This is a genomic window from Gordonibacter sp. RACS_AR49 (genome assembly GCF_030418435.1).
Classification (GTDB): Bacteria; Actinomycetota; Coriobacteriia; order Coriobacteriales; family Eggerthellaceae; genus Gordonibacter; species Gordonibacter urolithinfaciens.
Map to the genome: position 1 here is coordinate 38,897 of NZ_JAIUDM010000009.1, position 13,665 is coordinate 52,561.

General features: G+C 68.1%; 13 protein-coding genes. 11 read left to right on the top strand and 2 right to left on the bottom strand.

Annotated features, from left to right (window positions below):
* Positions 1-4: 4 nt before the first annotated feature.
* The 7 genes from LB310_RS12795 to moaC all read left to right on the top strand — a co-directional run bounded on the left by LB310_RS12795 (position 5) and on the right by moaC (position 7,354).
* A complete protein-coding gene (locus LB310_RS12795) occupies positions 5-1,069 on the top strand; it encodes an ATP-binding cassette domain-containing protein (RefSeq protein WP_301155152.1) in 1,065 nt (354 codons plus the stop codon).
* Entirely contained in the window at positions 1,062-1,661 is a 600-nt protein-coding gene (locus tag LB310_RS12800) for an ABC transporter ATP-binding protein (protein ID WP_301155153.1), read from the top strand. Before LB310_RS12795 ends, LB310_RS12800 begins: the two co-directional genes overlap by 8 nt.
* 237 nt (positions 1,662-1,898) lie before the next feature.
* A complete protein-coding gene (gene modA, locus LB310_RS12805; protein ID WP_301155154.1) occupies positions 1,899-2,819 on the top strand; it encodes a molybdate ABC transporter substrate-binding protein in 921 nt (306 codons plus the stop codon).
* A gap of 79 nt (positions 2,820-2,898) precedes the next feature.
* Entirely contained in the window at positions 2,899-4,434 is a 1,536-nt protein-coding gene (gene modB, locus LB310_RS12810; protein WP_301155155.1) for a molybdate ABC transporter permease subunit, read from the top strand.
* The gene (locus LB310_RS12815; protein WP_015539969.1) at positions 4,431-5,543 is read left to right on the top strand and encodes a sulfate/molybdate ABC transporter ATP-binding protein; all 1,113 of its coding nucleotides are present in this window, start codon (positions 4,431-4,433) and stop codon (positions 5,541-5,543) included. Before modB ends, LB310_RS12815 begins: the two co-directional genes overlap by 4 nt.
* Positions 5,544-5,639: 96 nt before the next feature.
* Positions 5,640-6,641: a GTP 3',8-cyclase MoaA gene (gene moaA, locus LB310_RS12820; RefSeq protein ID WP_301155156.1), complete on the top strand. Its 1,002-nt coding sequence runs from the start codon at positions 5,640-5,642 to the stop codon at positions 6,639-6,641.
* Positions 6,642-6,850: 209 nt separating this feature from the next.
* Entirely contained in the window at positions 6,851-7,354 is a 504-nt protein-coding gene (gene moaC / locus LB310_RS12825) for a cyclic pyranopterin monophosphate synthase MoaC (protein ID WP_015539967.1), read from the top strand.
* Positions 7,355-7,443: 89 nt separating this feature from the next.
* Here the strand turns inward: moaC and LB310_RS12830 are convergent, their stop codons facing one another.
* Positions 7,444-10,263: a LamG-like jellyroll fold domain-containing protein gene (locus tag LB310_RS12830; RefSeq protein ID WP_041239547.1), complete on the bottom strand. Its 2,820-nt coding sequence runs from the start codon at positions 10,261-10,263 to the stop codon at positions 7,444-7,446.
* A gap of 244 nt (positions 10,264-10,507) precedes the next feature.
* Between LB310_RS12830 and LB310_RS12835 the strand changes: the two genes are divergently transcribed.
* A complete protein-coding gene (locus LB310_RS12835) occupies positions 10,508-10,648 on the top strand; it encodes a hypothetical protein (protein ID WP_156791020.1) in 141 nt (46 codons plus the stop codon).
* 123 nt (positions 10,649-10,771) lie between these two features.
* On the opposite strand, the gene bfr is transcribed toward LB310_RS12835, so the two are convergent.
* The gene (bfr, locus tag LB310_RS12840; protein WP_015539965.1) at positions 10,772-11,236 is read right to left on the bottom strand and encodes a bacterioferritin; all 465 of its coding nucleotides are present in this window, start codon (positions 11,234-11,236) and stop codon (positions 10,772-10,774) included.
* A 305-nt stretch (positions 11,237-11,541) separates the two neighbouring features.
* Here bfr and LB310_RS12845 point away from each other — a divergent pair, with 305 nt between their 5' ends.
* From LB310_RS12845 to ruvA, 3 genes are all read left to right on the top strand, one after another.
* Positions 11,542-12,342 (top strand): YebC/PmpR family DNA-binding transcriptional regulator, encoded by an 801-nt coding sequence (locus LB310_RS12845; protein WP_041239546.1) that lies wholly within the window; start codon positions 11,542-11,544, stop codon positions 12,340-12,342.
* A gap of 161 nt (positions 12,343-12,503) precedes the next feature.
* On the top strand, positions 12,504-13,034 hold the full coding sequence (gene ruvC / locus LB310_RS12850; RefSeq protein WP_114568523.1) for a crossover junction endodeoxyribonuclease RuvC: 531 nt from the start codon (positions 12,504-12,506) through the stop codon (positions 13,032-13,034).
* On the top strand, positions 13,031-13,630 hold the full coding sequence (gene ruvA / locus LB310_RS12855; protein ID WP_015539964.1) for a Holliday junction branch migration protein RuvA: 600 nt from the start codon (positions 13,031-13,033) through the stop codon (positions 13,628-13,630). The genes ruvC and ruvA overlap by 4 nt, the downstream gene beginning before the upstream one ends.
* Positions 13,631-13,665: the final 35 nt, after the last annotated feature.

A 13,665-nucleotide genomic window follows, 5' to 3' on the forward strand; every position in this document is an offset into this window, starting at 1 on the left:
CCGGATGGGCGAGACAAAAAAGAGCGAAATGCGGATGGACGCGGCGCGAGTAGTCGAGGCTCGGATGGACGGGACGCGGGCGGAAGGCGTGCGGGCCGGCGGACGCGCGGCCGAGCTGGACGAGCTGGCCGACACGCTGTTCGGCGGGCACGAGGCAGTCGAGCACGTCGACGAGCAGGCGCACCACCACCATACGCACGCGCCGGTGTCCCGCCACGAGCATGGTCACCACCTGCTGCAGGTGGAGGACTTGAGCGTGGGGTTCCGCATGTACGACGAGGACGCCCCGTTCTTCCGCGCGAGGCAGCGCGTCGTGGAGGTGATCAGCTCCTTAAGCATCTCGGTGCATGCGGGCGAGATCGTGGCGGTGGTGGGCGCGTCGGGGTCGGGCAAGACGCTTCTGGCCGATGCCGTGCTGGGCTTGTTCGAGCCGAACGCCACCGTGCGCGGTCGCATCTGGTTCGACGGCAAGCTGCAGGATGCGGGGGGCCTCGCGCGCCTGCGCGGCAACGGCGTGTCGCTCGTGCCGCAGAGCGTGAACAACCTGGACCCGCTCATGAGGGTGGGGCGGCAGGTGGAGGGCTTCGCGCGCCCCGACGTGCCGCACGCCGAGCGCCGCCGCCGTCGCGCGGAGCTGTTCGAGCGCTACGGCCTGTCGGAGGAGACGGCGCGGCTCTACCCCTTCGAGCTATCGGGCGGCATGGCGCGGCGCGTGCTTCTGTGCTGTGCGCTCATGGACGATCCGCGCGTCATCGTCGCCGACGAGCCCACGCCCGGACTCGACCTGGATCTGGCCGTCCGTGCGCTCGACGACTTCCGCGCGTTCGCCGACGCGGGAAACGGCGTGCTGCTCATCACGCACGACATAGAGCTGGCCCTGCACGTGGCCGACCGCGTGGCCGTGTTCAAGGACGGCACCGTGGTGGAGGAGACGGCCGTCGCGAACTTTGCATCGCCCGACCTGTTGGAGCACCCGTTTTCGCGCGCGCTGTGGCATGCGCTGCCGGAGCATGGGTTTCGCAACCGTAACGTTGACGAGGGGTCTGGCGAGGGAGGTATCCATGCTTGAGGCGCGGGGCATCACCTATGCGTATCCTGGCGCCGCCCGGCCGCTCTACCAAGGTTTCGACCTGGCGGTCGCGCCCGACGAGCGGGTGGCCCTCTGTGCGCCGTCCGGCTTCGGCAAGACCACGCTCTGCCGCCTGCTGGCCGGCTATGAGCGCCCGCAGGCAGGGCAGATCCTGGTGGACGATGCGCCGCTGCCGCGGCGCGGCGCATGCCCCGTGCAAATGATATGGCAGCATCCCGAGGCCGCCGTCGACCCGCGCATGCGCATGAGCGCGACGCTGGCCGAGGCCGGCGAGGTTCCCCTGCGCCTGCTGGACGACCTGGGCATCCAGAAACGCTGGCTGACGCGCTACCCGCACGAGCTGTCGGGCGGCGAGCTGCAGCGCTTCTGCATCGCCCGCGCGCTGGCCGCGAACCCGCGCTACCTCGTGGCCGACGAGGTGTCCACCATGCTCGATGCCGTCACTCAGGCCCAGATATGGCGCTTCCTCGTGGACGAGACCGCGCGCCGGGGCATCGGGGTCGTGTTCGTGTCCCACTCCCCGGCCCTCACCGAACGCGTGGCTACCCGTGTGGTGCGCCTGGACGCGTAGGACCGGGCACCTTCCCGTTTTTCCGGCCTTCCCCGCTTGCCCTGCCTTCCTCCTTGCCCGATCCGCCGTCCCTTAGCCGTTGCCGGCTTTCTGCTCGATTCGCGATATTTGTAATTGACTATATACTATCAAAAGAATAATATAGGGGTGCTCATACGCCGATCAGGCGCCTGTCAGGGGGCGGGGGCCGGCGGCACCGCGTGAGCCGAGTCAGAGAGAACCAGGGAAGGGGATCTTATGAAGAAGCACCTCCGCATTGCGATGGCGGCTGCGTGCGCGTTCGCCATGGTGGGCGCGTTCGCGCTGTTCGGCTGCTCGTCCACCGAGCAGAAGGCCGACGAGCCGAAAGCCGACGAGCCCAAGGCCGAGAGCCACGAGGCCGTGGAGCTGCAGCTGTTCGCCGCGAACTCGCTGTCGAAGGCCATGGACGCCGTGCAGGAGCTCTACACGCAGGACCACGACTGGGTCACGTTCAAGGACACGCAGTACCTGTCCTCGGGCGAGCTCAACGAGCAGCTGGCCGGCGGCGCGTACGCCGACGTGCTGATCTCGGCCTCCAAGGCCAAGATGGACGAGGCCGTGGACGGCGGCTACGTCGACGAGGCCACGCGCTTCGACCTGTTCAAGAACGACCTGGTCATGGTGACGGGCGAGAACTCCGAGCTGGCCGCGAAGTACGGCGCCGACCAGAGCTTCACGCTGGCCGACGTGGCGACGGGCAACTACGCCGTGGCCGTGGGCGACGAGTCCGTGCCGGCCGGCAACTACGCCGACCAGGCGCTGTCCACCGTGGGCTGCTACGCCGACCCGTCCGGCAAGACCGGCAGCGACATCACGGGCAAGGGCGGCACGTTCGACGGCACGCCGCTCGACGGCAAGGTGAACCTGCAGACCTCCGTGGGCAACGTGTGCAAGCAGGCCGAGTCCGGCGCCGTGGACGTGGCCTTCGTGTACAGCTCCGACGTGTACCGCTTCGGCGGGGTGAAGGTCATCGGCGTCGTGCCGAACGACACGCACAAGAAGATCATCTACCCGGCCGCCGTCTGCAAGGACTCGAAGCAGGCCGAGGCCGCCGCCGAGTTCCTCGATTGGGCCACGACGGATGCCGACGCCAAGAAGCTGTGGCAGGAGTGGGGCTTCGAGCTCGTTACCGAGTAACGGATCCCGCACATACGGTATCATGTGGGAAAGGATGGGCACTCGACTGCCCATCCTTTCCATGCGATAAGGAACAGCCATGAGAATCTCCCGAACAGACACCTGCGCGCGCCCGGTTGAACGGACGGCGCAGGGCTGCGCGAACGGGGCTGCGCCCCCGCTCCCGACCGCTTCCGCGCTTGCTCGGCCGGCTTCTGCCCTGCGGCACGCTGCGTCGGGCGCCGCAGCCCTTGCCCTGGCGCTTTTCCTCGCGCTGCCCCTCGCCCTTGCGCCCGGTCTCGCGTTCGCGGCTGCCGGCGACGGGGGCGACCCTGCCGCCGCGGAGGGCGCCGCCGACGCGCAGGACGCCACGGCCGCCGACGACGCCGTGAGCCTGGCCGCCGACGGCACGGCCGCCTCCTTGGATGGCAGCCCTTTCTCCCTGCAGGGTTTCTCGCGCTCGCAGGTAGGCAGCAACAGCGACATCGGCGGGGTCTACGCCGGCTACCGCTACCTCGTATCGGACGAGCCGGGCAGCCTTGCGGTCATCGCCGCCGAGGGCCTTACCGTGGTGTACGTGCCGGTCGAAGCGGCGCAGGCGGTGGGCTTCGACGCCGGTTCCTCCGAGAGCCGTAGTTTCCTCAAGCGCCTGTTGGTGGCTCTGGACACCCAGAACTCGAAGGGCGGCGCAACGTTGTCCGCAGAAGGGGAGTGGCTGTTCACCAGCGGCACGGAGCTCGTGCGGGACGGCGTGGCGTACCGTTTCGACCAGGAGCTCAAGCCTGGCGAGTTCTACGCGTGCGTCATCGGCGAGGACGGCTCGGACGTGACCGTAGCGTCGAACCCCGCCCACGTGCGGCTCACCCACGCCGACTTCGCCACGCTCGCTCCCGCGGCCGACGTGGAGGTGGTGGGCGCCGCCACCGGCCTCGCCGCGCTCGGGGAGTTCCTGGGCGGCATCGACCTGAGCCCTTTGTGGGTCACGCTCAAGACCACGCTCACGGCCATCGTGTTCATCTTCATCCTCGGCCTGGCCGCGGCGTACTTCAGCCTGCGCATCCCCGCGCGGGCGCAGGACATAGCGGACTCCATCTTCACCATTCCCATGGTGCTGCCGCCCACGGTGTGCGGCTTTCTGCTGCTGCTCGCGTTCGGGAAGAACACGGGCGTGGGGCAGTGGTTCATCGACATAGGGTTCCCGCTCATCTTCAGCTGGCAGGCCACGGTCATCGCGGCCGTGGTGGTGGCGTTCCCGCTCATGTACCGCAGCGCGCGCGGTGCGTTCGAGAACCTGGATCCCAACATGCTGGACGCCGCCCGCACGCTCGGCTGGAGCAACGCGAAGATATTCTTCAAGCTGATGCTGCCGCTGTCGTGGTCGTCCATCGCGGCGGGCACGGTGCTCTCGTTCGCGCGCGCCCTGGGCGAGTTCGGCGCCACGCTGTTCCTGGCCGGCAACTACTTAGGAATCACGCGCACCATTCCCATCGCCATCTACTTCGAGTGGATGAACGGCAACACCGACGTGGCCATCTTCTGGACGATCGTCATCATGCTGTTCAGCTTCGTGGTCATCCTGTTCATCAACCTCTGGGGTAGGCGCACGACGAAGTACCGCAGGAGGGCCGAGGCGTGAGCCTGGAAGTCAACATCAAGAAGAAGTACCCCTCTTTCACGCTGGACGTGGCGTTCACGGCGGGGGACGAGACGCTGGGGTTCCTCGGTGCGTCGGGGTGCGGCAAGAGCCTCACCATGCGCTGCATCGCCGGCATCGAGACGCCCGACGAGGGGCGCATCGTGGTGAACGACCAGGTGTTCTTCGACTCCGCGCAACGCGTGAACCTCACGCCGCAAAAGCGCAAGACGGCGCTTCTGTTCCAAAGCTACATGCTGTTCCCGAACCTCACCGTGGCCGAGAACGTGGGCGCGGGCATCGAGCGCGCCGTGCCGCGCGGCGTGCGCGATGCCATCGTGGTCACGGAGCTCAAGCGCTTCGGCCTGGAGGGCTTCGACAAGCGCTACCCGGCGCAGCTCTCCGGCGGCCAACAGCAGCGCGTGGCGCTCGCCCGCATGCTGGCGGCGCGGCCCGGCATCCTCATGCTGGACGAGCCGTTCAGCGCGCTCGACGCGCACCTGAAGGGCGTGCTGGAGCAGAACCTGGTGAGCCTGTTCGACGCCTACGACGGCACCATCCTGTACGTGAGCCATGACATCGACGAGGCGCTGCGCTTCTGCGACCGCATCGCCGTGGTAGAGGCCGGCCGCATCATGGAGACGGGCACGGGCGACGACCTGGTGAACCGCCCGCAGTCGCTCGCGGGCGTGAAGCTGTCGGGCTGCAAGAACGCCACGCCGGCCGAGCGGATGGGCGAGCACCGCGTGAGGCTGCCGAAGTGGGGCATCGAGGCGGCGACCGCCGCGCCGGTGCGCGAGGACGTCACCCACCTCGGCGTGCGCGCGTTCTACCTCGAGCGCGCGTCCGGCCCCGGCGAGAACTGCTACCGGGTGCGCGTCGACCGCGTGAGCGACTCGCGCTTCGACCGCACGGTGCTTCTGGGCTTCCTCGATCGTGTCCAGGACGAGGCGCCCACCGTGAGCGCCGACGAGGACGAGATGAAGTACCTGCACCAGCATCTGTTCTGGCGCGTGGACAAGCTGAAGGCCGGCCCCGGCGAGCTGCCCTGCGAGGGCGACGAGCTCTGGATCCGCATCCCGCCCGACAAGGTGTACCTGGTGTCGCGGTAGCGCTCCTGCGCGCTCGGTCGCGTCCGCTAGATTGCCTCTCGCAATCGAGGATACTTGGCCTATAATATTCTCACACGAGAAGGGAGAAGGGGCCCTATGAAAGACAGCCATGGTCGCACCATCGACTATTTGAGGATATCGCTCACCGACCGCTGCAACTTCCGGTGCATCTACTGTATGCCCGAGGACGGCGTGCAGTCGCTCGCCCACGAGGACATCCTGCGCATCGAGGAGATCGAGCAGGCCGTGCGCGTGGCGGCCGGCATGGGCATCCGCAGCATCCGCCTCACCGGCGGCGAGCCGCTCGTGCGCCTGGGCGTGGTGGATCTCGTGCGGGCCATCGCGCACACGCCCGGCATCGAGAACGTGTCCATGACCACGAACGGCGTGCTGCTGCCGAAGATGGCCGATGACCTGAAGCAAGCGGGCCTCTCGCGCGTGAACATCTCGCTCGACACGCTCGATCCCGCCCAGTTCAAGCAGATCACCCGCCGCGGCGAGCTCCAGCAGACGCTCGACGGCATCGAGGCGGCGCTCGAGGCGGGCTTCAACCCGGTGAAGATCAACGCCGTGGCCGTGCGCAGCCTCGACCAGGACTACCTGGCGTTCGCGAAGCTCTCCCTCGACCGCCCGCTGCATGTGCGCTTCATCGAGTACATGCCGGTGGGCGAGAGCTCCGGCAGCCACGGCTGCGGCTGGGGCAAGGACGACGTCGTGCCGAGCGAGGAGCTGTTCGGCATCATCAACGAGCGCGCCCGGGCCGCCGGCATGGACGAGCTCGTGGCCGCCGGCGACGACCGCCCGCTCGGCTGGGGGCCGGCGCGCTACTTCCAGTTCCCGAACGCGCAGGGCACGGTGGGCTTCATCAGCCCGCTGTCGCGCCACTTCTGCAGCGAGTGCAACCGCCTGCGCCTCACGGCCGACGGCAAGCTGCGCCCGTGCTTGTTCTCGGACGACGAGTGCGACCTGCGCACCGCGCTGCGCTCGGGCGACGAGCAGGCCGCCCGCACCGTGTTCGCGCAGGCCCTGGGCGCCAAGCCCGACGAGCACCACGACAAGGTAGGAACCGAGCGGGGGATGTCCCAAATTGGAGGCTGAGGGGTACCGACGGCCTGCCGGCCGTCGGTACCTGCCGATGCTGCGAAGGGCCGAGGCGCGCCGCCTTCGCGCGATCCCAAGGGCTCGCGTACCAAAGCACGCTTCGCCCTTGCGATCCCCCGAATTCGACACCCCTCGGCCCTTCTCGCTGAGTTACTAGCGCCAACCTGCGATTTTCAACCTGTGATATCGAGCCAAAGGAGCACTCCATGACCGAACAGCAACTCACCCATATCGACGAGCACGGCGACGTGCGCATGGTGGACGTGTCGCAGAAGGCCGACACCGAGCGCGTGGCCGTGGCCGAGGGTTTCATCGCCATGAACCCCGCCACGCTCGCGCTCATCGTGGAGGGCAAGGCCGCCAAGGGCGACGTGCTGGCCTGCGCGCGCGTGGCGGGCGTCATGGCCGCCAAGCAGACGAGCAGCCTCATCCCCATGTGCCACCCGCTGAACATCACGAAGGCCAAGGTGGAGTGCGCGCCGGTGGAGGCGGGCGAGCGCGAAGACGGTCGCGCGGGCATCCACGTGACCACCACCTGCGGCGTCACGGGCAAGACCGGCATCGAGATGGAGGCCCTCACCGCCGCGAGCGTGGCGTGCCTCACCGTGTACGACATGTGCAAGGCCGTGGACCGCGGCATGGAGATCATGGACGTGCGCCTGCTGAAGAAGGACGGCGGCAAGACCGGCCTCTGGGAGCGCGAGGCTTAGCGCGCCGCAAAAAGACGCCGCCCGTTTTCGGGAACCAGGCGCCCCTTCGACGGTCGAGGTCGAAGGGGCGCCGTGCATGCGGAGAGGAGCTAGCGGGATTCCTCTTCGGAGAACTCGCCTTTCCAGAAGCTGCGGGCAACGCAGATCGCCGCGCCGGCAGTGGCCATGAGGCCGACCAGTGCGCCGCCCGCCTCGATGCCGTCCCCGGTCTTGGCCAGCCTCGATCCGCCGGTGCTCCCGGGCGCGGTTCCGCTTCCGCCCGTGCCCTGCCCGGAGCTGCCGGTGCCGCCGCCTGCACCGTTGCCGGGAGCGGGATCGGGGTCGGGTGTCGGATCGGGCGTGGGCTGGGGATCGGGCGTCGGCTCGGGATCGGGGTCGATCGGGGCTGCCGCCACGGACACGGTCAGGGACGCTTGGGAATAGCCGGCGCGGTAGGTGACCGTATGGTTTCCGTCGACGGTTGGAACGAACGAGTACAGCGTGGTCCCCCTAGCTGCTGCGGCCGCGAGGGCGGCGGCGCCCTCGGGCACCGAGGTGAGGTAGAGGCCCACGGGGTTCCCCTCGGGGTCGATGACGCTCGGCACCGCTTCGATAGGGGACCCGTTCGCGGTCGTGGCCGCGGCCGCGGGTATGACGCAGGCTGCGCCGACCTCGGGTGCGCCGAAGGCATCCGGCTCCGGCAGCTCGATGGTCGACGGGGCGCAGGCCCGGTAGTTCGCGGCCACCTCCTCGGCAGTCGCCACGGTGCCATGCGTCAGCTTTGCGAACGCCACCTTTGCGGCGCTGAACGCCTGGGGCTCTCCCTCCCCGCCGCAATCGGCTCCTATGTACCAGCGCGCCTTCGATGCGTTCGGCGCGGCGATGGCCCCCGCCGCCGCGGTTTCTCCCGCCAGCACGCCATCCTGGTAGATCTTGAGGGATGCGCCGTCGTAGGTGGCGGTGATGTGCGTCCACACCCCCGGCTCGACCGGCGTCGACACATTGGTGGAGCCGTCGGTGAAGTAGTAGTGCAGCTTGCCGGTGGGATAGTACTCCAGCCACTGGCCGCCTCCCTGCCCGCAGGAGAAGATGTCGGTGTAGCCGGAGCTGGGTTTCGCCGTGAACTGCACGAGCAGCTCGGCGGTGGTGGAGGTTGCCAGCTTGGCGAAGTCCTCGGCCGCGAAGTCGTAGCCGAAGGCGGCCGTCGCGCCGTCGAAGACGGCCACCTGGCGGCCGAATTCCTCCACGGTCTCGAACGCAGGGCTGCCGAACGGAGTCAGGACATGCGGCGTCTCGGAGAGGTCGGCGGCGGACCCTTGCGAGAAGTCGACGGACAACAGCGGCGTTGCCGGGACGGCCTCGCCTCCGGCGGTGGTGAAGATAACCTCGCCGATGAGCGTTTCCTTCTCCCAGGGGTTGCGCGCGTAGGCTTTCAGGCTGTAGGGGCTTTCGGGGGCGAGCGCGGCGCCGAACAGCGGGCGCACGAACTCGGCGGGCTGGTTGGCGGGGGCGTTGTAGTAGTCGGACATGTAGCAGGCGTTGTACACCTCGGCCCCCTGGGCGTCCAGCACCACGATGCGATAGCTCATCACCACGTCGTCGGACAGTCCCGACGTGTCGGGCCTGATCTTGTCGGCGGCGATGGCGAACGACGCCCCGGTTTGCGTGATGGAGTCGGCCGGTATGCGCACGGCCGCGCCCTCCTCCAGAATCGGGGGAAGGCTGCGCGCCTCCATGGCGGCGTGCGTGTACGTCCAGGTGGACTTGTCGGACACCTTGAACGTCCAGGGGGTTCCCAGATAGGCTCCCTGGCGGAAGTCCATGCGCCGGATGGTGACCTCGTGTCCGTTGGCGGCGTCCACCTCGACCAGCAGGCACTGGCTTGCATCGTAGCCGTCGGACGGGTGTCCGCCCGTGCCGCCGTTCTCGTCGTAGCCGTCGGCATCCTTGCCGCCGCGCATCCAGAAGCTATCGCCGAAGGTGGCCGTCTGCACGAGCGTGAACCCGTCGACGTCCTGGAAGATGGAGCGCGGGTCCTCCTCGGGGATGTGCGTGTGCCCGGAGAAGTGGACGAGCTGCGGGTACTTCGCCTTGAGCTCGTTGTAGAACGCTTTGGAATTGCGGTCGTCCACAGAGCCGTAATCGCCGATCCAGCCGGCGTTGAACGACGTGGGGGAGTACCAGACGGTGTCGGGGAAGGGATGGTGCGTCATGAAGAAGATGGGCTTGGTGCCCGTGGGGTCGTCGGCTGCGGCGGCGGCGATCTCGCGCTTCATCCAATCGAGGATGGTGATGGGCGTCGTGCCGTCGTCGTCATAGGTGGTGTCGCCGTACCAGTAGCCCCGCCCGCAGCTGGCGGCGATCACGTGGTAGCCGCCTATTTCGGTATGGACGTTCAGCTTGCCCTCGAAGGCGCCGCCTGGTTTCTGATAGGCATCCGCGCAGGTCAAGTGCGAGAGGAAGTACTTGAAGTTCGTCACGGCGTTGCCCTCGAGGGGGCTGCCGCCTACGCCGAACTCGTGGTTGCCCATGACGAACAGGGCCGGCTTCCTGATGGCGGCGTTCGCTCCCGCCAAAAGCGCGTCGAACTCGGCGGTCGTGCCGGTGTTCACCGAGTCGCCCGCGAAGACGTGCGCGGCGCAGTCGGGTACGGCCTGGTAGATGGTCTCGAAGGCGAACGGCAGCTTCTTCTCCACGTCGCAGCAGGTGAAATGAGTGTCGCTGTGCACCGTGAAGCGCACTTTGCCGGCGGGGAGCTCGGGCCAGCTGGGGTCTTCGGGCTCGGTGAAGGCCGCGTCGGCGTGCTGGCCGGGGAATGCGAGCATGCCGCCCATGGCCGTCACCCCGCAGGCGGCGGCCAGTTTCACGAACGTGCGGCGCGATACGCCGAACGTGCCGTGGTCGTAGATCGAGGAGAGCTGGGAATCCATGATGTCCTTTCGGTCGACTGCGCGAGATGCGTCGCCGTGGCTCCGCATGCGCGAAGTCCGCCGGGCGTCGGTGCGCTCTATCGTAGGCGCGCAAGGTAAGGCCCCGGCAAGGGGGAGGTCACGCGAGTGAAAGGATCAGGTAAGGATTCGCTCAAGCCTCCTGGTGCGAAAAGGCTGGCGGCGGGCCTGGGCGGCGGCAGGCCGGGGCGCGTTTGGACCTCGGCTGCCCGCAGGCAGATCAACCATGATCGAAAACATCATGGACAAGAATCAGGTCGGTGGCACGATGCTCGGCGAGAAGGTCGCTTCCCGCGGTTTGCCACCAGGCGGTTTTCCAGCACAACCCAAGAAAGCGGCTTCGAACGAGGCCGCTTTCTTGCCATAGCCCCCGATCTCGTCCAGGCGGTCGGGCGCGCCTGGACGTGCGGGGATTCGCCCGAGGGAGAGGGGCGGTCGTGCGGCGCATTCCGCACCCGTCTGCGCGTGCGCGAGCGGGCGGGCGGTGCGGTTAGTTCTGCGTGGACAGGAACGTGGGCAGCGTCATCTGCTCGATCTGGTCCTGCAGCTCCTCCAGCTCGTCGAGGTGCTTGTCCTCGTCGCGCAGGATGGCCTCGAGGATGTCGCGCGTGGCGTAGTCCAGCACGTTGCCGGCCTGCACGATGGCCTCGTTGTACATCTTGATGGCGGTGAGCTCTGAGGCGTGGTCGTTGTCCACCTGCTGGGGGATGGTGGCGCCGATGTGGATGTCGTCCAGGTTCGACACGATGGGCGTGCCCTCCAGGAACAGGATGCGCTCGATGAGGCGCTCCGCATGCGTCATCTCGGTGATCGAGCGCGTCTTGAAGTTCTTGCTCAGGCGCTCGTAGCCCCAGTCTTCGGCCATTTCCGCGTGCACCATGTACTGGTTGATGGCGGCCAGCTCGCTGGCAAGCAGGTCGTTCAGCGTGTCGATGAGTTCAGGATTTCCTTTCATGGCAGTGCTCCTTTTGGTTGACGGGCGGTCAGGGAGGACCCGCCGGACGCCGGCGTCCCTCGTCTTCCAGCCATTGTAGGGGCGTGCTGCTGAATCGGCGGCTCGGTCACGGTACCGTAGGCACGCCGTCGCACGTCCGTCAACTCGCCCCGTGCGAGCCCGCGCCTGGACACCCGGCCGTCCGGCCCGACTGGCCCGGCCGGGCCGTCGCAGGCCGTTTTTTGAAGACCGTGCGATAAGCGAGCAGGGTATTTGACGGATGTGCTAGAATGTTTGGCCGATAGTGCTCTGTGGAAGGGAAGTATATGTCTGGGCATTCTAAGTGGGCTACAACGAAACACCGCAAGGCGGCGCAGGACGCGAAGCGCTCGGCCTTGTTCTCCAAGCTGTCGCGCATCATCACGGTGGCCGCGAAAGAGGGCGGCGACCCGAACCCCGAGAACAACGCGTCGCTGGCGGCCGCCATCGAGAAGGCCAAGGGCTACTCCCTGCCGAAGGACAAGATCAAGACCGCCATCGACAAGGCGTTCGGCTCCGGCAAGGATGCCGCGAACTACGAGGAGGTCGTCTACGAGGGCTACGGCCCGGCCGGCATCGCCGTGTACTGCGAGGCGCTGACCGACAACCGCAACCGCACCGCGGCCGACGTGCGCAGCGCGTTCTCGCACGCGGGCGGCTCCCTGGGCACCTCCGGCTCCGTGGCGTTCCAGTTCGAGCGCAAGGGCCAGATCATGGTTCCCAAGGAGGTCGAGACGGGCGACAAGAAGAACCCCGTGAAGCCGAACGGCGCCGCGGCCGACGAGGAGGAGTTCATGCTCGCCGTGGCCGAGGCCGGCGGCGACGACTACGAGGACGCCGAGGACGAGTGGATCATCTACACCGGCCCCACCGACCTCATGGCCGTGAAGAAGGCGCTGGAAGAGGCCGGCACCGAGACGAAGGGCGCCGAGCTCACCATGATTCCCACCACGCCCACCCAGGTGAGCGTGTCCGACGCGAAGAAGGTCATGCGCCTGGTGGACAAGCTGGAGGAGCTCGAGGACCTGCAGAACGTCTACCACACCATGGACATCACCGACGAGATCGCCGAGGCGCTCGACGAGTAGGGCTCCGGCAGCCTGACGACCGCCGAAACCGATCGGCGCCCTTTCGCGCCCTGCCGCGAGGCGTGGTCGGCGAACGATGGATTACTTGAAAGACGCGCTCCCGGCGCGTCTTTTTTGTGGTAGGATAGCGCGAACAAACGTTTGCGAACCGAAGGGAACGGATGGCGCGCACCGAACGGACGATACTCGGCATCGACCCGGGCCTGGCGAACACGGGCTGGGGCGTGGTGGCGCAAAGCGGGCCGCGGCTGGCGTGCGTGGCCTACGGCTGCATCTCCACGCCGGCCCAGGCGCCGCTCGCGCGGCGCCTGGGCAAGATACACGAGCAGATGGCGGCCGTCATCAGGCGGTTCGCGCCCACGTGCGTGGGCATCGAGACGGTGTGGTTCGGTGCGAACGCGCAGAGCGCCTTCGCCACCGGCCAGGCGCGCGGCGCGGCGCTCGTGGCGTGCGCCGAGGGCGACCTGCCGGTGGGCGAGTTCTCGCCCAGCCAGATCAAGCTGGCCGTGGTGGGCGCCGGCTCGGCGGACAAGGAGCAGGTGCAGTACATGGTGCGCCAGCTGCTGGCGCTCGAGGCGGTGCCGAGCCCCGACCATGCGGCCGACGCGCTGGCGGCCGCCATCTGCTACACGACCCACGAGGGCTTCGCGGCGGCGACCGCCGCGGCCGCATCGGGAGGAGGCGCGCGATGATCGCGTTCTTGAAGGGAAGGCTGGCGGGCAAGACCGCCGCTGCCGCGTTCATCGACGTGAACGGGGTGGGCTATGCCGTGGGCATGTCGCAGGCCAGCCTGTCGAAGCTGCCCGAGGCGGGCGCGTCCGTGGAGGTGCACACGTACCTGCAGGTGCGCGACGACGCCATCGCCCTGTACGGGTTCATGACGGTGGAGGAGAAGGCGCTGTTCGAGCGCCTCATCGGCGTGGGCGGCGTCGGCCCTAAAGTGGCCTTGGCGGCGTTGTCGGTGTTCACGCCGCAGGCGCTCGTCGCGGCCATCGCCGCGCAGGACGTGGCGGCCGTGTCGAAGATACCGGGCGTGGGGAAGAAGACGGCCTCGCGCATCATCCTGGAGTTGAAGGGGTCCCTCGACCAGGGGCTCGCGAGCCTGTTCGACGAGGGGGAGGCGCCCGCCGCCCGCGCCGCCGAGCAGCTGCGCGGCGCGCACGAGGCGCTGCTGTCCATGGGGTTCACGGCGGCCGAGGCCGACCTGGCCTTGAAGGGCGCGCCGGAGGGCGTCTCTGACAGCGCCGTTCTCCAGTACGCCCTCAAACGGTTGGGAACCGAGCGCTGACGCGCGCGGGCGCGTGTGGTACCTTGGTAGGCGAA

Coding starts and splice junctions, on each gene's coding strand:
- LB310_RS12795 (WP_301155152.1), top strand. CDS start 5: ATGGGCGAGACAAAAAAGAGCGAAATGCGGATGGACGCGGCGCGAGTA.
- LB310_RS12800 (WP_301155153.1), top strand. CDS start 1,062: ATGCTTGAGGCGCGGGGCATCACCTATGCGTATCCTGGCGCCGCCCGG.
- modA (WP_301155154.1), top strand. CDS start 1,899: ATGAAGAAGCACCTCCGCATTGCGATGGCGGCTGCGTGCGCGTTCGCC.
- modB (WP_301155155.1), top strand. CDS start 2,899: ATGAGAATCTCCCGAACAGACACCTGCGCGCGCCCGGTTGAACGGACG.
- moaA (WP_301155156.1), top strand. CDS start 5,640: ATGAAAGACAGCCATGGTCGCACCATCGACTATTTGAGGATATCGCTC.
- moaC (WP_015539967.1), top strand. CDS start 6,851: ATGACCGAACAGCAACTCACCCATATCGACGAGCACGGCGACGTGCGC.
- LB310_RS12830 (WP_041239547.1), bottom strand. CDS start 10,263: ATGGATTCCCAGCTCTCCTCGATCTACGACCACGGCACGTTCGGCGTA.
- LB310_RS12835 (WP_156791020.1), top strand. CDS start 10,508: ATGATCGAAAACATCATGGACAAGAATCAGGTCGGTGGCACGATGCTC.
- bfr (WP_015539965.1), bottom strand. CDS start 11,236: ATGAAAGGAAATCCTGAACTCATCGACACGCTGAACGACCTGCTTGCC.
- LB310_RS12845 (WP_041239546.1), top strand. CDS start 11,542: ATGTCTGGGCATTCTAAGTGGGCTACAACGAAACACCGCAAGGCGGCG.
- ruvC (WP_114568523.1), top strand. CDS start 12,504: ATGGCGCGCACCGAACGGACGATACTCGGCATCGACCCGGGCCTGGCG.
- ruvA (WP_015539964.1), top strand. CDS start 13,031: ATGATCGCGTTCTTGAAGGGAAGGCTGGCGGGCAAGACCGCCGCTGCC.